This is a genomic window from Cryobacterium sp. TMT1-66-1, from assembly GCF_004403435.1.
Classification (GTDB): domain Bacteria; phylum Actinomycetota; class Actinomycetes; order Actinomycetales; family Microbacteriaceae; genus Cryobacterium; species Cryobacterium flavum.
The window spans coordinates 1-20,267 of record NZ_SOGP01000022.1 but is presented as its reverse complement, the minus strand read 5'-3'; the positions used below and the strand labels follow the sequence as shown (position 1 = coordinate 20,267).

The window sequence follows — 20,267 nt, the reverse complement described above, 5'->3', positions numbered from 1 at the left end:
TGTCGTACTCTGGGCGCAAGGCTACGAAAGGCAGTTCGGTGGATATTCGCATTGGTATTTTCAACTCTCCCCGGGAGATTGGTTTTGAGACTTCGCAGCCAGCGACCGAGATTGAGGAGACCGTTGCGGCGGCCCTCTCCGGTCAGACCGGCTACCTGAAGCTCAGCGACAGCAAGGGTCGCGTCTACATCGTTCCGACCGTGGGCCTGGCCTACGTCGAACTCGGCAGCGAAGAGTCACGCCGCGTCGGTTTCGTCGCTTAACGCACATGGAACTGCTGTTCGTCGCGCTGTTCGGCGCGGTCATCGGCCTCGCCGCGCGGTATTTTCTGCCCGGGCGGTCCACCCAGGGTTCGGTGCTTGTTCCGGCGATCGGAACGGTCGCGGCATCCGCGGTCTGGGTCGGGCTGACCTGGCTCGGCTGGGATTGGGCCGGCGGGTGGATCTGGTGGGTATCTCTCGGGGCCGCCGCCGCTGCATCCGTTGTGCTGAACCTGGTGATTAGTCGACGACGTATTCACGCCGACCAGCGGATGCTGCAACTCCTCGCCAAAACCGGCTCGCCCGACACCGCGTAGCGTTCGGGGCGCTCGCTAGGCAGTGAGGCCGAGTCCGTCCATGCGGCGGGTGTGTGCGGCGATGAGCTCGGTGAAGACCGGTTCGATGCGCGCCTCGGCTCCGTCGCCTCGGTCAGTACCAGGATCGGCGGCCGGCATCGCCGACCGGGCCACGAGCAGGGTGTCTCCGACGAGTCGGCGACCCCACATGGCCAGCCGGGATCCGAGCGCCACGTCGTTTTCGATGGCGGTCTGCAGTTCGTGCACGAGCACGTCGGTTCCGGAATCCTCGCCGAGCAGCTGCGCCACCCGCGGGCCGATGTCGCGCGGCAGGCCGTCAGAGAGTCGAATGAAGAAGTCGTCGAGCAGACCGCCGGCGAGGTAGCAGCTCAGCAGCAGCTCGTACCAGTTCGCACCGCTCGTCTTCTGGCGAAACTCATCGAGGCCGGCGACGAACGGGGCCATCTCGGTGGCCGGCTCGTGCCCGCGGCGACGAATCTCGGTGATCAGGCCGTGATGCTTGCTCAGAGCCCGACCGGCGGCGGCGCTGAGGCCCTCCTTCACGGCGAGGTTCGGCGCTGTCGCCACGGCGCGGGCCAGGCTTTCGAACTCGCCGAGCTCGCAGTAGGCGGCCTGGCCGAGAAAATGCTGCACATCGGGAGCGAGGGAACTGATGTCCACTTTTTCGGTTGGCTGGAGCGCCCCGCGGGCGGAAAGCCGGGGAGCTTCATTGCGCTGCGGGCGCCGACCGAACCACGTGACCACGGGCTTAGCTTAGGACAGCGCGCCTGTGGCCGCGGTACAAGCGGGGCAGTAAGGTGGAATTACGTCGCCGGCAAGGATCGGCGGCCGCTGCCCGAGACGCAAAAACGGGCGCACTTCGCTTCCAGTTAATGACAGGCATACATTCGTGACTTTCTCCGAACTTAATATTGACCAGGACATGGTCGACTCCCTTGCAGCCAAGGGCATCCTCGAACCGTTCCCCATTCAGACCCAGACCATCCCCCTCGCCCTGGCCGGCCAGGACATCATCGGCCAGGCCAAGACCGGCACCGGCAAGACCTTCGGTTTCGGCCTTCCGGTCATTCAGCGCCTCGGCCTCGACCCCGAGCCCGGCGTGCAGGCACTCATCGTCGTTCCAACCCGAGAACTGTGCGTTCAGGTTTCCGAGGACCTCGAGCTCGCTGCGGCCGGCCGTAACACCAAGATCGTCTCCATCTACGGCGGCAAGGCCTACGAGGGACAGATCGAACAGCTCAAGGCTGGCGCGCAGATCGTGGTCGGCACCCCCGGGCGCCTGCTCGACCTGGCCAGCCAGCGTCTGCTCACCCTTGCCAACGTGCGCGAGATGGTGCTCGACGAGGCCGACAAGATGCTCGACCTCGGTTTTCTCTCCGACATTGAGAAGCTGTTCGCGCAGACGCCGTCCACTCGCCACACCATGCTGTTCTCGGCGACGATGCCCGGGCCGATCGTGGCCCTCGCCCGTCGCTTCATGAACCGCCCGATCCACATTCGTGCGACCGACCCCGACGAAGGCCTCATGCAGGCCAACATCGAGCACCTCGTCTACCGTGCCCACAACATGGACAAGGACGAGGTCATCGGCCGCATCCTCATGGCCGAGGGCCGCGGCAAGACCATCATCTTCACCCGCACGAAGCGCGCCGCCGCGAAGCTCGTCGAAGAACTCGGCGACCGCGGCTTCAATGCCACGGCCGTGCACGGCGACCTCAACCAGGAACAGCGCGAACGCGCCATGGCCAGCTTCAAGAGCGGCAAGAAAGAAATCCTGATCGCAACGGATGTCGCTGCTCGCGGTATCGACGTCGAAGACGTCACCCACGTGATCAATCACACCATTCCCGAAGACGAGAAGGCATACCTGCACCGCGTCGGTCGCACCGGCCGCGCCGGCAAGACCGGAATCGCCGTCACCTTCGTCGACTGGGACGACCTGCACAAGTGGTCGCTGATCAACAAGGCGCTGGACTTCGGCCAGCCCGAACCGATGGAAACCTACTCTTCGTCGCCGCACCTCTACACCGACCTGAACATTCCGGCCGGTTCCAAGGGCCGCCTGCGTGCAACCCCGGTTAAAGACGTCGCTGCCGGCGACACTCGCACCGGTGGCGCCGGTCGCTCGGGCGGGGCACGCAGCGGCGCTGGCGGTCGCTCGGACTCCGGTCGGTCCGGCGGCGCACCGCGCGGTGGTCGATCCGAGGGTGGCCGCTCCGAGGGCGGCCGCGGTCGTGGTGATTCAACGCGCGCAGCCGATCGGGCGGCAACGAGCCCGGTGACCACCGGCGCCGACGAAGGCCGGCCCGCCCGGTCGCGCACTCGCGTCAGTTCCAGCACCAATCCGGATGCCCCGGCCGCTACCCCGGCAGCCGGCACTCACGATGGCGGCGGAGCCGAGCACCACGACGGCAACAACGCGCCGCTGCGTCGCAGCCGCACCCGTCGTCGCTCACCGCAAACCGGCAGCAGCATCTAGCAGCTGATCAAATCATGAGGGCCCGGCATCCGGGCTGACACCGTTTCGACCGTGCCAGCCTGGGTCCGGGCATTTGTGTATCGGTGCCCCGGCATCCGCTATTGCGGTCAGCCGTTGAGAATCAGCCGTAGACGGGAGCTGAGCCGCGCCCCTGCGCGATGATGCGGTCGAGCACCTCGGGGGCCGTCGTGTTCTCGCCGAGCCGGTTGGGCTTGCCTGTACCGTGGTAGTCGCTCGAGCCGGTGACCAACAGCCCGAACTTGGCGGCGAGTTCGTACAGCCGAGCGGTGGGTTCCGGATTGTTCTCACGGTGACCCAGTTCGAGGCCGAACAGGCCGGCCTCCACCATTGTCTTCAGCCGGGACTCTTCGACGACCTCATTGATGCCGCGCGTGGCGGGGTGCGCGATGACCGGCACTCCCCCGGCGGCACGCACCAGTTCGATCGCGCGCAGCGGGTCGGGTGCGTAGTGCGGTTGAAAGTACCCGGCTTTCCAGTGCAGAATATCGGCGAAGGCCGCGCTGCGGTTCCGGGCATGGCCGCGGGCCACGAGGGCGTCGGCGATGTGTGGCCGACCAACGGTGGCATCGGGGGTGGTCTGGGCGAGTACGTCGTCCCAGCTCAGGTCGTAGTCGACCCCGATGCGAGCGACCATCTGCTCGGCCCGGCTGAGCCTGGCCGCCCGCACCCTGGTCATCTCGGCCAGCAGGGCCGGATCGGTCGGGTCGAAGAGATATGCCAAAAGGTGCACACTCGCGTACTGTACCCGCGTGCTGAATTCCATTCCGGGAATAAGTGTGATTCGGTCGGTGCGCGCCGCAGCGGATGCCTCGGCCCAGCCGGCCGTGGAGTCGTGGTCGGTGAGGGCAATCGTGCCCAGGCCCGCAGCGGATGCCGCACGAACCAGCTCGGCCGGCGTCTCGGTACCGTCCGACACGCTGGAGTGCGCGTGCAGATCGATCGGACCCTGGAATTGCCGCACGACTGCCATGATCCCATGCTAGTTGTCCACCCGAGCCCCCTCCTCGCTGCGCGAAGCGCTGGGGATTCCCCAGAATTCTCATCTACAGTTCAAAACAATGTTCACGCGACTCTTCCGGGCACTGATTCTCATCGCTGCCGCCGTTTTCCTGCTGGTCCTGACCTGGCCGCAGGCGTTCGGCCTGCACAACACCTGGGTCGTCGCACACCTCGTGTCGTTTCGGGCGATCGCCGTGATCGGTGCGATCGTCGGCCTCGTGCTGTTCGGTCTGCTGCGCTTCATTCGGCCGCTGCGGCGAACCCTCGGCATGGTCATGGTGCTGCTCGCCCTGTTCGCCGTGGCCAATCTCGGTATTCTCGCCTCCCGCGGCTTCACCGCTGATAGCGCCGATGTCAGTACGGCGCCAACTAGTTCCGCCGGCTCCGTCACCGTTCTCAGCTGGAACACACTGGGAGACGCTCCGGGCGCCGCGGTCATCGCCGCGGAAGCGGTGGCTCAGAATGCCGATATCGTCACCCTGCCCGAAACCACAGAGGCGACCGGTGTCCTGATCGCCGAACTCATGCGCGACGCCGGCCGGCCCATGTGGGTGCACACACTTGCCTTCGATCTGGTGTCGAAGGCTCGTTCCACCACCCTGCTGATCAGTCCGGACCTCGGCGAGTACGCCGTGAGCAACGCGGCCGGGTCCGGCCCGCCCGGCAACACCAACGTGCTGCCGACCGTTGTCGCCAAACCGGTGGACGGCAGCGGACCGACCATCGTGGCCGTACATGCCGTGGCCCCGATCCAGTATGAAATGTCGAACTGGCGCAGCGACCTCGACTGGCTCGCCACCCAGTGTCAGGCCGACAACGTGATCATGGCGGGCGATTTCAACTCGACCCTCGATCACATGGCCGGCCGCGCCGGTGCGCCGGACGCTGTTCTCGGAAATTGCGGGGATGCCGCGCTATCGGCCGGCGCAGCGGCCGTCGGCACCTGGCCCACCAGCGTTCCCGCGCTGCTCGGCAGCCCCATCGATCACGTCATGGCTACCCCGAACTGGCACGTGAGCGCGCTGCAGGTGATCGAGTCGCTCGACGGTGCCGGCAGCGATCACCGGCCGATCGTGGCCACGCTCACACCGGCCGCGTAGACCGCGCAGGCACCGGCATCCGGTCATCGCAGCATCTGCGCCACGGTGATCGGCCGCCGCCCAGAGTGCGGTGCGAGAATGGTGCAATGGCTGATACCACTGCTTCCGCTCTTATTCCCGCTGCTCTGACTCCACCCGTGCGCTCGAACGAGAACCGTTCGACCACACCGGGATCTACCGGCTTCAAATCGTTCATCGCGAGCGGCTGGGCCGATCGCACCGACGTGCTGCCGCCCGCCCGCGAACAGGCGCCCTTCGCCGCCGCCCGACGTGCACGGCTCTCTGCCCAGTACCCCGGAGCGCGCCTGATCATTCCGGCCGGCCGATTGAAGCAGCGCTCCAACGACACCGACTACGCCTTTCGTGCACACTCCGCCTTCGCGCACCTCACCGGCTGGGGCAGCGACAGCGAACCCGGCGCCGTTCTCGTGCTCGAACCGACGGATGCCGGCCACGACGCCACACTGTACTTTCGGGAACGAGCCGGCCGCGACTCCGACGAGTTCTACGCCAACCCCGACATCGGCGAATTCTGGATCGGCCCGCGCCCATCGGTGGCCCAGGTCGCGAGCGATCTGGCTCTCGAGGTGCGCGGCATCGCCGAGCTCGCCGGCGTGCTGAACGCCGTCGACAGCGAAACCCTCGTGCTGCGGGAGGCCGACCCGACCTTCACCGAGCAGGTCGGCGAAGCCCGCCTGCGCTTCGCCGCGGAACGGGTACTCGGCAGCAACGCCACCGATTCCCCGTTCAGCATCGAGATCAACGCCGAGCACGAGCCCGACGCCGGCTTGGCCCGCGACGTCTCCGAACTGCGCCTGGTGAAGGATGCCTACGAGATTGCGCAGATGCGCCTCGCGGTCGCCGCGACCGCGCGCGGCTTCGACGACGTCATCGCCGACCTGCCGCGCTCGAGCCAGCACGTCCGCGGCGAGCGCCTGGTCGAGGGCGTCTTCAACACCCGGGCGCGCAGCGACGGCAACACGGTCGGCTACGACACCATCGCCGCGTCCGGCCCGCACGCCTGCATCCTGCACTGGACCCGCAACGACGGCGTCGTCGCCCCCGGCGACCTGATTCTCATCGACGCCGGCGTTGAGCTCGACAGCTACTACACCGCCGACATCACCCGCACCCTCCCGGTCAACGGCGTCTACACCGACGTGCAGCGTCTGGTCTACGAGACCGTTCGTGAAGCAGCGGATGCCGCCTTCGCCGTCGTTCTCCCCGGCGTGGTGTTTCGCGACGTGCACGCTGCGGCAATGAACGTCATCGCGCGCCGCACCGCCGAGTGGGGCATGCTTCCGGTCTCCGCCGACGAGGCCCTGCAGCCAGAGAACGGCCAGCACCGCCGCTACATGGTGCACGGCACCAGCCACCATCTCGGCATCGACGTGCACGACTGCGCGCAGGCCCGCCGCGACATGTACATGGACGGCGTACTCGAACCGGGCATGGTCTTCACCATCGAACCCGGCCTGTACTTTCAGCCCGACGACCTCACCGTTCCGGCCGAATTCCGCGGCATCGGCGTGCGCATCGAAGACGACATCCTGGTGACCGAGACCGGTGCCGAAAACCTCTCGGCCGCGATCCCCCGAACCGCCACCGACGTAGAGGCGTGGTTGGCGGCGTCCAAGCGCTAACCGGTTCGCGAGAGCGCAAAAAGTGCCCGTTTGAGAATCTCAATCGGGCACTTTTTGCGCTCTCGCGTGACTATTCAGAGGGAGTGACGGGTGCCGGGGGCCCTTCGCCCAACAGGTTGCGGGCACGGTGTACCAATTCGGGATCGACGATGATCTGGTAACTGGTCGCGATGACCTGCATGGTCGAGGTGAAGTCACGCCGACGCCGGTTGATGGCGTAGCTCGCGATCCCGAGCAGCATGCCGAACCCGGCGCCCATGATGAGGGCGGCGAACACGAACGGCAGGCTCGATCCGGTCGGCGAGAACAGAAAGAACAGGATGCCGAAGAAGATTCCGAGCCAGGCACCGGATGCCGCCCCCGCGAGCGCGACCCGGCCGTAGGTCAGTTTGCCGGTCACCCGCTCAACACTCTTGAGGTCGTTGCCCACGATCGAGAGCTGTTTCACCGGAAAATCGGCCTTCGCCAGCGTGTCGACGGCGGCCTGCGCGTCAGCGTACGTGCTGTAGGTGGCGAGCACCTCCCCGCGCGGCAACACGGGGGGCAGCACCGGGCGGCGTCGGGAGAAAAGGCTCTGGTTGCTCATGACCCCATTCTTTCATGACGGCCGGACTGCGGGGCTGAGTGGTCGTTCAGCGAAAATGAACCCTTCGTGCCGGGCCACCATTATCAGGCCAGTGGCCTACATTTATAGTGTGAGTGCCACCAGAGTTTTTGTTGCCCGACTGGCCGGGTGCACCGTTTTCGACCCCGCGGGCGACCGCGTGGGCAAGGTGCGCGATGTTCTCGTGGTGTATCGAAAAAACGACCCGCCCAGCGTTGTCGGCCTGATCGTGGAGATACCGGGCAAACGCCGCGTGTTCGTGTCGATCAATCGGGTCACCAGCATCGGCAGCGGCCAGATCATCACGACCGGCCTGATCAACGTGCGCCGCTACGAACAGCGCGGCGGCGAGGTGCGCGTCATCGCCGAATTACTCGGCCGCAAGGTGCTCTTCACCGACGGTTCCGGCGAAGCCACTATTGAAGACGTCGCGATCAAGGAGGGCACGGAGGCGGACTGGGCCATCAGCCAACTGTTCGTGCGCCGCCCCAAAACGAGCGCCTCACCGTTCGTCAAGGGCGTCACGACCTTCGCCACCTGGGCCGAGGTACGCGAAAAAGAAACCAAGGGCCAGGCGCAATCCGCCGAACACCTCATCGCGACCTACTCCGACCTCAAGCCCGCCGACCTTGCCAACACCCTGCTCGACCTGCCGCGCGAGCGCATGTTCGAGGTAGCCGGTGAACTGCCGGATGATCGCCTCGCCGACGTGCTCGAAGAGATGCCCGAAACCGACCAGGTCGGCATTCTGACCAGCCTCGGCGACGCCCGCGCCGCCGACGTGCTCGACCAGATGCAGCCCGACGACGCCGCCGACCTCATCGCCCAGCTGCCAGAGGAGCGCGGCGAACAGCTGCTCGACCTGATGGAGCCCGAAGAAGCCGAAGACGTACGCTTTCTGCTCTCCTACGCCCCCGACACCGCGGGCGGGCTCATGACGACCGAACCGATCATTGTTTCAGCCGACGCCACCGTCGCCGAAGGACTCGCGCGCATCCGTCGGCACGACCTCGCCCCGGCGCTCGGCGCGGCGATCTGCGTGACCCTGCCGCCCTACGAAGCTCCCACCGGCCGCTTCCTCGGCATGGTGCATTTTCAGCGGATGCTGCGCTACCCGCCCCACGAACGCCTCGGCACGCTGCTCGACGCCGGACTCGACCCGGTCACCGCCGACACGTCGGCCGCCGAAGTGAGCCGTATCCTGGCGAGCTACGACCTGGTGTCGGTGCCCGTGGTCGACGAGAACTACCGACTGGTCGGGGTGGTGACGATTGATGACGTGCTCGACTACCTGCTGCCCGACGACTGGCGCAGCCACGACGGCAATGATGATGTGCGCCGCCGGGCCGCAGCCCGCAGCGAACTGAGAACCGGCAGCATTCCACTGCCCGGAGCGCAAAGGACGGCTCGTGGCCCGCAATAACCGCCGAACCGGCAGCATCACCATACCAATACTGCCCGGAGCGCAAAGGACAGCTCGTGGCCCGCAATAACCGCCGAACCGGCAGCATCACCATACCAATACTGCCCGGAGCGCAAAGGACAGCTCGTGGCCCGCAATAACCGCCGAACCGGCAGCATCACCATACCAATACTGCCCGGAGCGCAAAGGACAGCTCGTGGCCCGCAATAACCGCCGAACCGGCAGCATTACCATACCAATACTGCCCGGAGCGCAAAGGACAGCTCGTGGCCCGCAATAACCGCCGAACCGGCAGCATCACCATACCAATACTGCCCGGAGCGCAAAGGACAGCTCGTGGCCCGCAATAACCGCCGAACCGGCAGCATCACCATACCAATACTGCCCGGAGCGCAAAGGACGACTCGTGGCCCGCAATAACCGCGCCGACCTGCGCCTGGACGCCCCCAAGGGCCTGCGGACGAGCAACATCGTTGGGCTGAATCGGAGCGGACACAGTCGGGACCGGTTCGGACGCTTCACCGAGGCGATCGCCCGCGGCATGGGCACCCCGTGGTTTCTGCTCGGGCTCACCCTGTTCGCCGTCGCCTGGATCTCCTGGAACACCCTCGCTCCGGTGGCCTGGCGCTTCGACTCCGTGGCACTCGGGTTCATCGCGCTGACCCTGGTTTTGTCGATGCAGGCGTCCTATGCCGCGCCGATGATCCTGCTCGCTCAGAACCGGCAGGACGACCGCGACCGGGTGCAGTTCGAACAGGACCGGCAGCGGGCCGAACGCACCCTCGCCGACACCGAGTACCTCGCCCGCGAGGTCGTGGCCCTGCGCATCGCGATCAAGGACATGGCCTCGAAGGATTTCATTCGCGCCGAATTGCGTGCGTTGCTCGAACACCTGGATGAGCGCAGTGATGAACGCAGTCACCTGGATGAACCCACAGGCTCCGACATCACCAACGAAAGCCGCCCCACCGCATGACTCCTGCCCCGCTGAGTTCAACGCCCGACAGCATCCGCGCCCGCGTGTTCACCGCCCTGGCCCGGGTGACCGACCCGGAGATTCGCAAACCCATCACCGACCTCGACATGGTGTCGGGGGTGACGGTGAGCGAGACCGGGCGGGTGAGCGTCGGCATCCGCTTGACCATTGCTGGTTGTCCGGCCGCAGCGCGCATTGAGAGCGACGTTCTGGCCGCCGCCGAGTCGGTGGCCGGGGTCGGCCTGGCGAGCGTCGAGGTGGCGATCATGACCCGCGAGCAGCGCACCGCGCTCACCGAGAAGCTGCGCGGCGGCCAGGTGGAGCGCAGCGTGCAGTTCGGCCCGGAGTCACTCACCCGCGTCTACGCGATCACGAGTGGCAAGGGCGGCGTGGGCAAGTCCACCGTCACCGCGAACCTGGCGGTGGCACTGGCCGGCGAAGGACTGCGGGTGGGCATCGTGGATGCCGACGTGCACGGCTTCAGCATTCCCGGCCTGCTCGGCCTCGTGCACGACGGGCTCGCGGTGAAGCCGACCCAGGTCGGCGATATGATTCTGCCGCCGATCGCGCACGACGTGAAGGTCATCTCGATCGGCATGTTCATCGATGACAAGTCGGCCGCGGTCGCGTGGCGCGGCCCGATGCTGCACCGCACGATCAAGCAGTTCCTTACCGACGTGTACTTCGGCGACCTCGACGTACTCCTGCTCGACCTACCGCCAGGAACCGGCGACATCGCCATCACGGTCGGCCAGCTGCTCCCCCACGCCGAGGTCATCGTTGTCACCACCCCGCAGGCGGCGGCCGCCGATGTGGCGGAGCGCAGCGGAATCGTGGCCCGCCAGACCGGGCAAAGCGTCTACGGCGTGATCGAGAACATGTCCGCCCTGGTGCAGCCCGACGGCAGCCTGCTCGAACTGTTCGGTTCCGGCGGCGGCGCCGAAGTGGCCAGGCGGCTCTCGGTCGGTCAGGAGACACCGGTACCGGTGCTCGCGCAGGTTCCGCTCAGCCTGGCCCTGCGCACCGGCGGCGACGACGGACTGCCGGTTGTGCTCGGCGCGCCCGACGACCCCGCAGCCCGCGCCATTTTGGCGCTGGCCCACAGCATGAAAACCCGTGCGCGTGGCCTGGCCGGCCTCAGCCTCGGGCTCACGCCGCGTTAGCGCCTACTCTTTCGGCTTGACCAGCGTCGCCGCGTGGTCGGGAACCTGGTGGTTCTCCTCGCGCGGCGGCCGCTCGTAGTCGGAGTCCGGCGGACGCGGCGGAATGTGCACCTTCGGCGGGTCGATCTTCTCGTACGGCACGAGCGAGAGCAGATGGCTGATCACGTTCAGCCGGGACGAACGCTTGTCTTCACTCTCCACCACCCACCAGGGCGCTTCGGCGATGTCTGTGTGCACGAACATCTCGTCTTTCGCCTTGGAATAGTCAACCCATTTAGTGATCGACAGCACGACGGTTTCGGAGAGCTTCCAGCGCCGCATCGGGTCGTTCAGGCGTGACCGAAAACGTCGTTCCTGCTCCAGGTCAGACACCGAGAACCAGTACTTGACCAGCAGGATTCCGTCTTCGACCAGCATCCGCTCGAACAACGGTGCCTGGTGCAGAAACCGGCGATATTCATCACTCGTGCAGTAGCCCATGACCCGTTCGACGCCGGCCCGGTTGTACCAGGAGCGGTCCATCAGCACGATCTCGCCGGTCGATGGCAGGTGCTCGATGTACCGCTGAAAATACCACTGGCCGCGCTGACGTTCGGTGGGCATCGGCAGGGCGACGATGCGTGCGACGCGGGGGTTCAGGTATTCGGTGATGCGCTTGATCGCCGAGCCCTTACCCGCGGCATCGCGGCCCTCGAATATCACCACGACACGGGCACCGGATGCCTTCACCCACTGCTGCATCGTGACCAGTTCGGCCTGCAGGCGGGCCAGTTCGGCCTCGTAGACCTTCTTCTTGACGCGCAGATCGGTTGTAGGCGTTTTCGACATCGAGACTCCTTCAGACCGGAACTACGTGGCTTCAGTATCGAACGGGGCCGGTTCGAGCGCGGCCAGGGCCGCCTCCCGTGCCCGCTTACGTTTCAGGTATGCACCCTCCGGGTTGGGTTCGGCGCGAGAAATCGTTGCGGACTGTTCCTTGAACGGGTCTTCGTCGGCGAGGGCTTCCCGGATGATGCGACGCGGGTCATACTGGCGCGGGTCCAGTTTTTTCCAGTCCAGATCGTCGAACTCCGGACCCATTTCATCGCGCATGCGGTCTTTGGCCCCGTTGGCCATATCGCGCAACTGGCGCACGAGGCGAGCGAGCTGCGCGGCGTAGTGCGGTAGTTTGTCGGGGCCGAGCAAGAAGACAGCGATGATCCCGATCAGAAGAATCTTCTCGAACGTCAGCCCAAACATGTCCTTAGAGTAACTGCCCGGCGAGGCATCCACAGACCACACGCGCCCCGGCCCTAGTCTTGACCTAATCATCTACTGGAGTTATTTGTGTCTGACATTGAACTGAACTGGAAATTCTCCGACGACTGTGTCGTGGAGTCCGAAGCTATCGCCAAGGCGCGCCAGCAATCCCTCGAGTTGGGGATCGATGCCATTCCGCCCTCGGTGGGGGCGCAATCGGCCGTTCTGGCGGCGGCCACCGGGGCACGCAGCATCCTCGAGGTCGGTACCGGGGCCGGAGTTTCGGGGATCTGGCTGCTGACCGGAGCTCCCGGCGCAACTCTCACCTCGATTGATACCGAGGTCGACCATCTGCAGCACGCGAAGGCGAACTTCATCGAAGCGAAGATTCCGGCGAACCGGGTGCGCCTCATCACGGGCAAGGCCGGCGAGGTTCTGCCCCGCATGAACGAGAATTCTTACGACATTGTGTTCATTGACGCCGACCCACAGTCGGTCATCGAGTACGTCGAACACGGACTGCGCCTGGCCCGTCCGGGCGGCACGGTGCTCGTCGCGCACGCGCTGTGGCGCGGACGGGTGGCCGACCCGGCTCAGCGCGACGATGTCGCGACCGGGTTTCGCACTCTGCTGACCGAGATCGCCGCATCGAGCGCCGTGATCAGCGCGCTGTCCCCGGTCGGCGACGGGCTGCTGCAGATCACCAAGCTGCGCGCCTAGAACGTTCCCAGATACACCAGAACGGCCACGCAATACCTGCGTGGCCGTTCTGGTGTACTAACTATAGGAACACGAGGCTACTTCGCCGCAGCGACAACCCCGGCAAGTGCATCGTGAAGTTCCTTGGCCTCGGCGTCGTTGACGGAGACAACGAGCCGACCCCCACCTTCGAGCGGTACACGCACGATGATCAGGCGCCCCTCTTTTACAGCCTCCATTGGACCGTCTCCGGTACGTGGCTTCATGGCCGCCATGAACTCCCCTTCCATTCGTCTTTGTATACCCATTATCGACTATCTCGGCCCGAGACGTAAATTAGGGTCGGACTCAGTGTCAGATCAGGCTTCTTACGGCGGAGTCCAGTCGTAACCATCGACGCCCCAGCAGATCAACAGCCAGCCCCACTGGCCGGCCACGAAGAGCAGAACGATCGACACTCGATAGATGCGGCTGCGCGGTAGCGCGGCCGCACCGAGCAAGGGAAACATCGGCATGAGCAGCCGGAACGTACTCGATTGCGGAAAGAATACGGCGAGCAGGTACAGCCCGTAACTGGCCACCCACAGCCGCAGATCCACGCCGAGCCGCCGCACTGCGGGCGTGAACAGCAGCACGGCGAAGGTCAGGATGAGGGCGGTGACCACCACGATGCCCCACGGGCTACCGAGCCACCAGGCGCCGCCCTGGAACCAGGCCGTGAACGGAACCAGTTCCACATAGCCGATGTACGGTGCCCGCCACGCCAACTCGGTGTCGGTGTAGGCCATCAGGTCGCCGGTGGCGGCCCAGGCCGCGATCGGCCAGGCCAGTCCCATCAGCGCGCTGAAGACGGCAACGGAGGCCGCCAGCATCCGCTCGGCGACGGAAAACGGGTCGCGGCGGCGCGTGACGAAGCGGTAGATCACGTGCAGCCCGAGGGCGAGGGCAAATGCGAGTCCGCTCGGCCGGGTGAGGGCCATCACCGCGATCACCGGGAACAGCAGCCAGTAGCGGCGCTCGAGCAGCAGGTAGAGGGCGAGGGTAAGAAAGAACAGGTACATCGACTCGGCGTAGGCGAACTGCAGAATCGGCGACAGCGGGGCAACGCAGAACAGCACCACCGAGAACAGGGCGGTCGCCGGCGACTGCACCCGCGCCATGAGGCGGTAGAACAGCAGGGCGGTGCCGAGACTGAAAGCGACCGACACGAACACCGCCACCGGCGCCCACGGAAAATTGGTCAGTTCCATGATCAGCCGGGCCACCACCGGATAGCCCGGCATGAACGCCCAGGCATTCTCGCCGATCTGTCCCCCATCGGTGAGCGGCAGCACGCTGGGATAACCGACCGCCGCGACGATGTTGTACCAGCGACCGTCCCACATGGTCGCGAAATCGGTGTATTTCGGGCTGGCACCGGTCCACGCGTTGGGGCCCTGTATGCTCGCCAGCACCAGGATGAGGCTTGTCGTGACCAGGCGTGACAGCGCCCAGACCACGACGACCTTGCCCCACCACGGGGTCAGCCGGTAGCGGGCGTGCCAGGCCGCCGGCAGCCGCCGGGCGCGCGACCGGGGCGCGGTCTGCCTGCGGGGGCGGAGCATCCGCTCAGTCATTGTTCTGTCGCTGCGTTAACGAACGGATGCGCTCAGCCAGGCGCGCAGGCCGTTCTCGCAGGCCGTGATCTCGGCCACGGCGACGCGTTCGTCGTCGGCGTGCGCCTTGAGCGGGTCGCCGGGACCGTAGTTGACGGCCGGAACGCCGAGCGCGGAGAAGCGGGCGACGTCGGTCCAGCCGTACTTGGGCGTAGCGACACCGCCGACAGCGTTCAGGAATTCCCGGGCGAGCGGGGCGTCGAGGCCGGGCCGGGCGCCCTCGGCACGGTCGACTACGGTGAGGTCGTAGCCGGCGAACAACTCACGCAAGTGGGCGACGGCTTCGTCGGCGCTGCGGCTGGGGGCGAAACGGTAGTTGACGTGCACCATGCACTCGTCGGGGATGATGTTGCCGGCGACGCCGCCGGTAATGCCGACCGCGTTCAGCCCTTCGCGGTAGAGCAGGCCCTCAACCTCGACCTCGCGGGCTTGGTAGCCGGCCAGAATGTTGAGAATCGGGGCGGCCTTGTGAATGGCGTTCTCGCCGACCCAGCTGCGCGCGGAGTGCGATCGCAGACCGAAGGTTCGAATCTCCACGCGCAGGTTGCCGTTACAGCCGCCCTCGATCTGGCTTCGGGTCGGCTCGCCGAGAATCGCGAAATCGCCAGCGAACAGGTCGGGCCGGTTGCGGGCAAGTCGGCCGAGGCCGTTGAGCTCGTCGGAGACCTCTTCGTGGTCGTACCACATCCAGGTCACGTCGACCCCGGGGTCGGTCAGTTCGGCGGCGAGCTTCAGCTGTACGGCCACGCCGGCCTTCATATCGACGGTGCCGCGGCCCCAGAGGTAGTCGGTGCCGTCGATGGTCTCGTAGCGGGTGGGCAGGTTGTCGTTGAGCGGCACTGTGTCGATGTGGCCGGCGATGACGACGCGCTGCGCACGATTCAGGTTGGTGCGGGCGACGACGGTGTCGCCGTCGCGAATGATCTCGAGGTGGTCGAAACCGTAAAGCGCCGCCACGATCGCGTCGGCGAGGGCAGTCTCATTGCCCGACACCGACTCCAGGTCGCAGATTTGTCTTGTCAGTTCGATTGACGTCGCTGTCAGGTCGAGCACGGTGGTTTTTGCTGGGGCCGGAAGTCTAGAAGTCACCCTACTAATCTAGAGGTATGCCCTCCGTAGTTTCCGAAAACGCTCCTGCCACACCGACCCAGGCCTGGGGATACGGCCTCGCCACCGTCGCCACCGACGGCACCGTGCTGGATACCTGGTTTCCCACCCCGGTACTCGGCGCGCTGCCGACCGGCCGCGATCGCTGGATCGTTCCGGCGGAATTGAGCGAAGCGGCTGGCGACGACGCCCGCCGCGCGGTACGCCTCGAAGCCGTCACGGTGGAAATCACCCTCGGCGCGGCACCAGCCAGCACGTCGGATGCCTACCTGCGGCTGCACCTGCTCTCGCACCTCCTCGTTCTGCCGAACAGCATCAACCTCGACGGCATCTTCGCTTTTCTGCCCACCGTCGTGTGGACCAACGCCGGTCCCATGGTGCCGGCCGATTTCGCCCGCCTGCGCCCGACCCTGCAGCGCGCCGGCATTCAGGCCAGCGGCGTCGACAAATTTCCACCGCTGCTTGACTATGTCGTTCCGACCGGCGTGAGAATAGCGGATGCCTCCCGCGTGCGGCTCGGCGCCCACCTCGCCCCCGGCACCACGGTGATGCACGAGGGCTTCGTCAACTTCAACGCCGGCACCCTCGGTTCCTCCATGGTCGAGGGCCGCATCTCGCAGGGCGTCATGGTCGGTGACGGCGCGGATATCGGTGGCGGCGCATCCATTATGGGCACCCTGTCAGGTGGCGGAACGCAGCGCATCTCGATCGGCGCGCGCGCGCTGCTCGGAGCCAATTCCGGCGTGGGCATCGCGATCGGCGATGACAGCGTGGTCGAGGCCGGACTCTACGTGACGGCCGGCACCAAGGTTCTGCTCGTCGGCGAACCACGGCTCACCGACGGCACGTTCGCCACGGTGAAAGCGGTCGAGCTCTCCGGCGTGCCTAACCTGCTGTTTCGCCGCAACTCCATCTCCGGCGCCGTCGAGGTGCTCGCCCGCAGTGGCAGCGGAATCACGCTGAACGCCGCACTGCACGCCTGAGCTGGTGCTGACAAGCGGATGTCGGTGGGTTCCGCTAGCATCCGGGTAGCGTACATCCGCTCTTACGGGAACGCGCGATTCACGAAGGAGTGACGTGGGAACCGACGCACCGCGCAGCAAGGGGCACCGCCGCGTTCGGCGATTACTGATCGCACTCGCGACCGTCGTCGGCCTGGTGCTCGTCACTGCAGGGCTCGGTGTCTATACGGTCACGCGGTCATTCCCAACGCTCGCGGGCAACGTCGAGATCACCGGCCTCTCAAGCGCCGTCACGGTCACGCGCGAGACGTACGGAATTCCACAGATCACCGCGAAGACGGCGAGCGACCTGTTTCTCGCTGAGGGCTACGTGCACGCCCAGGACCGGTTCTGGGAGATGGATTTTCGCCGCCACGTCACGAGCGGCAGGCTCTCGGAGCTGTTCGGCGAGAGCCAGATCGGTACCGACACGTTCGTGCGCACCCTCGGCTGGCGAGCCGTCGCCGAGCAGGAAGTGGCCCTGCTCGACCCGGTGACTCTCGGCTATTACCAGTCCTATGCCGACGGAGTGAACGCCTACCTCGACACCCATCAGGGCGCCGATCTATCGCTGGAGTATGCCGTGCTGGGCCTCCAAAACCCCGGGTACGAGGTCGAAAAGTGGACCCCGGCTGATTCCGTGGCCTGGCTGAAGGCCATGGCCTGGGACCTGCGCTCCAACCTCGACGACGAAATCGACCGGGCTCTGCTCTCGACGACGCTCACGCCCACCGAGGTAAGCCAGTTGCATCCCGACTATCCGGCCGCGCAGCATCCCACCATCACCGGCAGCCAGGCCCTCACCCTGCCATCGGCCGGGGCGCCGCGAGCCGCCGAGCCGGCCCCGGATTCAACGGATGCCCCCGCCGCGCTGGCTTCGGTCGACTCCTACGCCGGAGCCCTGGCCGAGCTGCGCGCGCATCTCGGGTCGGTGCCCGAGCTTCTCGGGCCGGCCGGCGGGGAGATCGGCTCGAATTCCTGGGTGGTCTCCGGCGCCCTCACCGATACCGGCAAGCCGCTGCTGGCCAACGACCCGCACCTCGGCCCGGCGTTACCCTCGGTCTGGTACCAGGTGGGGTTACGCTGCCAGTCGATCACCGCCGATTGCCCGTTCGACGTGGCGGGATACAGCTTCTCCGGCATGCCCGGCGTGATCATCGGCCACAATGAGCGCATCGCGTGGGGGTTTACCAACCTCGGGCCCGACGTCGCCGACCTTTACATCGAGAAGGTCACCGGCGACAACTACGAATTCGACGGTGTTGCGAAACCCCTGCTGCTGCGCGACGAGAAGATCTCCGTCGCCGGTGGTGACGACGTGAAGATCGAGATTCGTTCGACCGAACACGGGCCATTGCTGAGCGGGTTCGACGGCACCAGCTACCAGCGGATCGCGAGCGACTTTCCGGAGGCCACCGGGCTGACACCCGCCCCCGCCCCCGCCGCCGAGGCCGGCGCGGAGCAGACCAGCTACGAGCTGTCCCTGCAATGGACGGCGCTCACGCCGGGGCACACGGCATCCGCTATTTTCGCTTTGAACCAGGCGACCGACTGGACCAGTTTTCGCGCCGCGGCCGCCCTGTTCGAGGTGCCGGCGCAGAACCTCACCTACGCCGACGTCGACGGAAATATTGGCTATCAGGCGCCCGGGCTCATTCCCATTCGGGCCAGCGGCAACGGCACCCTGCCCGTTCCCGGCTGGACCAGCCAGTACGGCTGGACCGGATACATCCCCTTTGACGCCCTGCCCAGCACGTTCAATCCGCCGAGCGGATACATCGTCACGGCCAATAACGCCGCCACCGACCCGAGTTACCCATACCTGCTGACCGCCGACTGGGACCTCGGCTATCGGGCGAACCAGATCACGGCTCGGCTGCAGGAGCTCATCGCCGCGAAAACCCCGATGACAGCCGAACTGATGAGCGAAATTCAGGGCGACAATTACAGTGCCATCGCAGCGACGCTGGTTCCGGCGCTGCAGCAGGTGCGGCTCAGCGGTGACGCCGCCGAAGCGCAGAAGTTGCTCGACGGCTGGGACTACCAGGTCGACGTCGACAGCGCGGCCGCCGCGTACTTCAACGTGATCTGGCGCACCCTGCTGCACGATATTTTCACCGGCAAGATCGACGACGGCGCTGCTCTCACCGGTGGCGACCGCGCGTTCTCCGTTGTCACGAGCCTTCTCGACCAGCCAAACTCCCCCTGGTGGTCGAACGCTTCCTACGGCACCGTTGGCCAAGAGAGCATGCTGCGACGCGTGATGACGGATGCCGCGGCCGAAGCCGCCGATCTCATGGGCTCCAACCCGCAGGACTGGCAGTGGGGCAGCATCCACACCCTGGAACTCACCAACCAGAGCTTCGGTAAGTCCGGCATCGCCCCGCTTGAGTGGTTATTCAACCGCGGGCCGTACGAGCTCGCCGGAGGGTCGGCCGTCGTCAACGCGGTCGGCTGGGATGCCACCCAGGGCTACCAGGTGGACTGGGTGCCGTCAATGCGGCAGGTGGTGAGCCTGGAGAATTTCGATGACTCCACCTGGATCAATCTCACCGGGGCATCCGGTCACGCCTTCCACCCCAACTACACCGACCAGGCGCCACTCTGGCGTGATCACGAGACCCGTCCGTGGCTATTCACGCCGGCCGCCATCAACGCCGTCGCCACCAACACCCTGACGCTCGAGCCGGCCTCATAGGGCCCCCGGTGAGCAGCGGCGCTCGCTACGGACAGTGGCGCGGAGGGGACGCAGCGAGTCGACGACGCCGACACCCCCTCGACCGTATGCTCGAACGGAGACCCCCGCGAAACCAGGTACAAGGGTGACCTGCGGCAACGGCCAATTTCTGCCGGCTACTGACGACTCCCTCGCACTCCAACACGCTAAATCTTGGTGACACATCAGAGCTCCCGCTTCAGCGGTCTCGGGCCCCACGATCCCGCGAGTCGGGACCGCCATCGCCCAACACGCCCCAGCCTGCGGGGCGCCACCATCCGCCGGTCGAACCCGTCGAGACCCCCATCGCCCAACGCCTGTCTGCCTGCCTCCCGTGCCGGCCCGGTTGGATCCTGGCGAGGTGACGGCTCAGTTGCGGTAGTCGTGGTGCGGGTAGTCCTCTAGCGGCTCGTCATCCTGTCGCGGAGCGATCCCATCGAAACCGCCATCGCTGGGACGCGCGCCTGTCTTCGGGGCCCCACCATTTCGTTGATCGAGCCTGTCGAAACCGCCATGGCCCAACGCGCTGCGGTCTGCGGTCGCCGCGGCGCGCGCCTTCGCTTCGGGCGCATCGTGCAGCGGGGGCGGCTGCATGAGCGGGTTCTTGCTGGGCAGTGCAATCAGGGTTTGCTCGGGGTCGATTTCGACGGCGGGTTGCAGCCAATACTCTCCACCGAGGATCAGGATCTTCCAGTGCCGGTTGTGCAGCAACAGGTGATGCAAGACACACAGTAGAACGGCCTGATCGATGTTGGAAAAGCCCAGATCAGCCCAGTTTTCAATGTGATGCGCTTCACTCCACGAGGGTGGTTGGTCGCAGCCGGGCCAGCGGCATCCGCCGTCGCGCGCGGCGAGGGCGCGGCGT

At 66.1% G+C, this 20,267-nt stretch carries 20 protein-coding genes; 11 read left to right on the top strand and 9 right to left on the bottom strand.

Annotated elements, in window-relative coordinates:
- Positions 1-38 precede the first annotated feature (38 nt).
- The gene (locus E3T29_RS15290) at positions 39-263 is read left to right on the top strand and encodes a DUF3107 domain-containing protein (RefSeq protein WP_092108379.1); all 225 of its coding nucleotides are present in this window, start codon (positions 39-41) and stop codon (positions 261-263) included.
- 5 nt (positions 264-268) lie between these two features.
- Positions 269-577 (top strand): hypothetical protein, encoded by a 309-nt coding sequence (locus E3T29_RS15285; protein ID WP_092341526.1) that lies wholly within the window; start codon positions 269-271, stop codon positions 575-577.
- A 15-nt stretch (positions 578-592) separates the two neighbouring features.
- Here the strand turns inward: E3T29_RS15285 and E3T29_RS15280 are convergent, their stop codons facing one another.
- The gene (locus E3T29_RS15280) at positions 593-1,321 is read right to left on the bottom strand and encodes a ferritin-like fold-containing protein (RefSeq protein WP_134346439.1); all 729 of its coding nucleotides are present in this window, start codon (positions 1,319-1,321) and stop codon (positions 593-595) included.
- A 145-nt stretch (positions 1,322-1,466) separates the two neighbouring features.
- Between E3T29_RS15280 and E3T29_RS15275 the strand changes: the two genes are divergently transcribed.
- Complete coding sequence (locus E3T29_RS15275; RefSeq protein WP_134346438.1) at positions 1,467-3,056, top strand: DEAD/DEAH box helicase; 1,590 nt, start codon at positions 1,467-1,469, stop codon at positions 3,054-3,056.
- Positions 3,057-3,177: 121 nt separating this feature from the next.
- Here E3T29_RS15275 and E3T29_RS15270 read toward each other — a convergent pair whose 3' ends face one another.
- A complete protein-coding gene (locus tag E3T29_RS15270) occupies positions 3,178-4,047 on the bottom strand; it encodes a PHP domain-containing protein (protein WP_134346437.1) in 870 nt (289 codons plus the stop codon).
- 88 nt (positions 4,048-4,135) lie between these two features.
- Between E3T29_RS15270 and E3T29_RS15265 the strand changes: the two genes are divergently transcribed.
- Together E3T29_RS15265 and E3T29_RS15260 are read left to right on the top strand one after the other, a co-directional pair.
- On the top strand, positions 4,136-5,176 hold the full coding sequence (locus E3T29_RS15265; RefSeq protein ID WP_134346436.1) for an endonuclease/exonuclease/phosphatase family protein: 1,041 nt from the start codon (positions 4,136-4,138) through the stop codon (positions 5,174-5,176).
- A gap of 86 nt (positions 5,177-5,262) precedes the next feature.
- A complete protein-coding gene (locus E3T29_RS15260; RefSeq protein ID WP_134346435.1) occupies positions 5,263-6,819 on the top strand; it encodes an aminopeptidase P family protein in 1,557 nt (518 codons plus the stop codon).
- Positions 6,820-6,889: 70 nt separating this feature from the next.
- Here E3T29_RS15260 and E3T29_RS15255 read toward each other — a convergent pair whose 3' ends face one another.
- Entirely contained in the window at positions 6,890-7,405 is a 516-nt protein-coding gene (locus tag E3T29_RS15255) for a general stress protein (RefSeq protein WP_134346434.1), read from the bottom strand.
- 109 nt (positions 7,406-7,514) lie between these two features.
- On the opposite strand from E3T29_RS15255, the gene E3T29_RS15250 reads away from it, so the two are divergent.
- The 3 genes from E3T29_RS15250 (at position 7,515) to E3T29_RS15240 (ending at position 10,985) form a co-directional block, all read left to right on the top strand.
- Positions 7,515-8,846 carry a magnesium transporter MgtE N-terminal domain-containing protein gene (locus E3T29_RS15250; protein WP_134346433.1) on the top strand — a complete coding sequence of 444 codons (1,332 nt, stop codon included), beginning with the start codon at positions 7,515-7,517 and terminating at the stop codon, positions 8,844-8,846.
- Positions 8,847-9,252: 406 nt separating this feature from the next.
- Complete coding sequence (locus E3T29_RS15245) at positions 9,253-9,822, top strand: DUF1003 domain-containing protein (protein WP_134346432.1); 570 nt, start codon at positions 9,253-9,255, stop codon at positions 9,820-9,822.
- Positions 9,819-10,985: an Mrp/NBP35 family ATP-binding protein gene (locus tag E3T29_RS15240; RefSeq protein WP_134346431.1), complete on the top strand. Its 1,167-nt coding sequence runs from the start codon at positions 9,819-9,821 to the stop codon at positions 10,983-10,985. The genes E3T29_RS15245 and E3T29_RS15240 overlap by 4 nt, the downstream gene beginning before the upstream one ends.
- Before the next feature lie 3 nt (positions 10,986-10,988).
- Here the strand turns inward: E3T29_RS15240 and ppk2 are convergent, their stop codons facing one another.
- Both ppk2 and E3T29_RS15230 read right to left on the bottom strand, forming a co-directional pair.
- Positions 10,989-11,813 (bottom strand): polyphosphate kinase 2, encoded by an 825-nt coding sequence (ppk2, locus tag E3T29_RS15235; RefSeq protein WP_134346430.1) that lies wholly within the window; start codon positions 11,811-11,813, stop codon positions 10,989-10,991.
- Positions 11,814-11,834: 21 nt separating this feature from the next.
- Positions 11,835-12,224 carry a sec-independent translocase gene (locus E3T29_RS15230; protein ID WP_092340763.1) on the bottom strand — a complete coding sequence of 130 codons (390 nt, stop codon included), beginning with the start codon at positions 12,222-12,224 and terminating at the stop codon, positions 11,835-11,837.
- Positions 12,225-12,311: 87 nt separating this feature from the next.
- Between E3T29_RS15230 and E3T29_RS15225 the strand changes: the two genes are divergently transcribed.
- Positions 12,312-12,944, top strand: a complete 633-nt coding sequence (locus E3T29_RS15225; protein ID WP_092340762.1) for an O-methyltransferase — start codon at positions 12,312-12,314, stop codon at positions 12,942-12,944.
- A gap of 77 nt (positions 12,945-13,021) precedes the next feature.
- Here E3T29_RS15225 and E3T29_RS15220 read toward each other — a convergent pair whose 3' ends face one another.
- The 3 genes from E3T29_RS15220 to dapE all read right to left on the bottom strand — a co-directional run bounded on the left by E3T29_RS15220 (position 13,022) and on the right by dapE (position 15,667).
- Positions 13,022-13,198 (bottom strand): DUF3117 domain-containing protein, encoded by a 177-nt coding sequence (locus E3T29_RS15220; protein WP_092108645.1) that lies wholly within the window; start codon positions 13,196-13,198, stop codon positions 13,022-13,024.
- A gap of 93 nt (positions 13,199-13,291) precedes the next feature.
- Entirely contained in the window at positions 13,292-14,527 is a 1,236-nt protein-coding gene (locus E3T29_RS15215) for a hypothetical protein (RefSeq protein ID WP_241987846.1), read from the bottom strand.
- Positions 14,528-14,554: 27 nt separating this feature from the next.
- On the bottom strand, positions 14,555-15,667 hold the full coding sequence (gene dapE / locus E3T29_RS15210) for a succinyl-diaminopimelate desuccinylase (RefSeq protein ID WP_241987845.1): 1,113 nt from the start codon (positions 15,665-15,667) through the stop codon (positions 14,555-14,557).
- A gap of 17 nt (positions 15,668-15,684) precedes the next feature.
- Here dapE and dapD point away from each other — a divergent pair, with 17 nt between their 5' ends.
- Both dapD and E3T29_RS15200 read left to right on the top strand, forming a co-directional pair.
- A complete protein-coding gene (gene dapD, locus E3T29_RS15205; RefSeq protein WP_134346429.1) occupies positions 15,685-16,668 on the top strand; it encodes a 2,3,4,5-tetrahydropyridine-2,6-dicarboxylate N-succinyltransferase in 984 nt (327 codons plus the stop codon).
- Positions 16,669-16,762: 94 nt separating this feature from the next.
- Positions 16,763-19,384: a penicillin acylase family protein gene (locus E3T29_RS15200; RefSeq protein WP_134346428.1), complete on the top strand. Its 2,622-nt coding sequence runs from the start codon at positions 16,763-16,765 to the stop codon at positions 19,382-19,384.
- A 387-nt stretch (positions 19,385-19,771) separates the two neighbouring features.
- Here the strand turns inward: E3T29_RS15200 and E3T29_RS19740 are convergent.
- The coding region (locus E3T29_RS19740) for an HNH endonuclease signature motif containing protein (RefSeq protein WP_166792430.1) at positions 19,772-20,267 on the bottom strand (496 nt) is incomplete at its 5' end.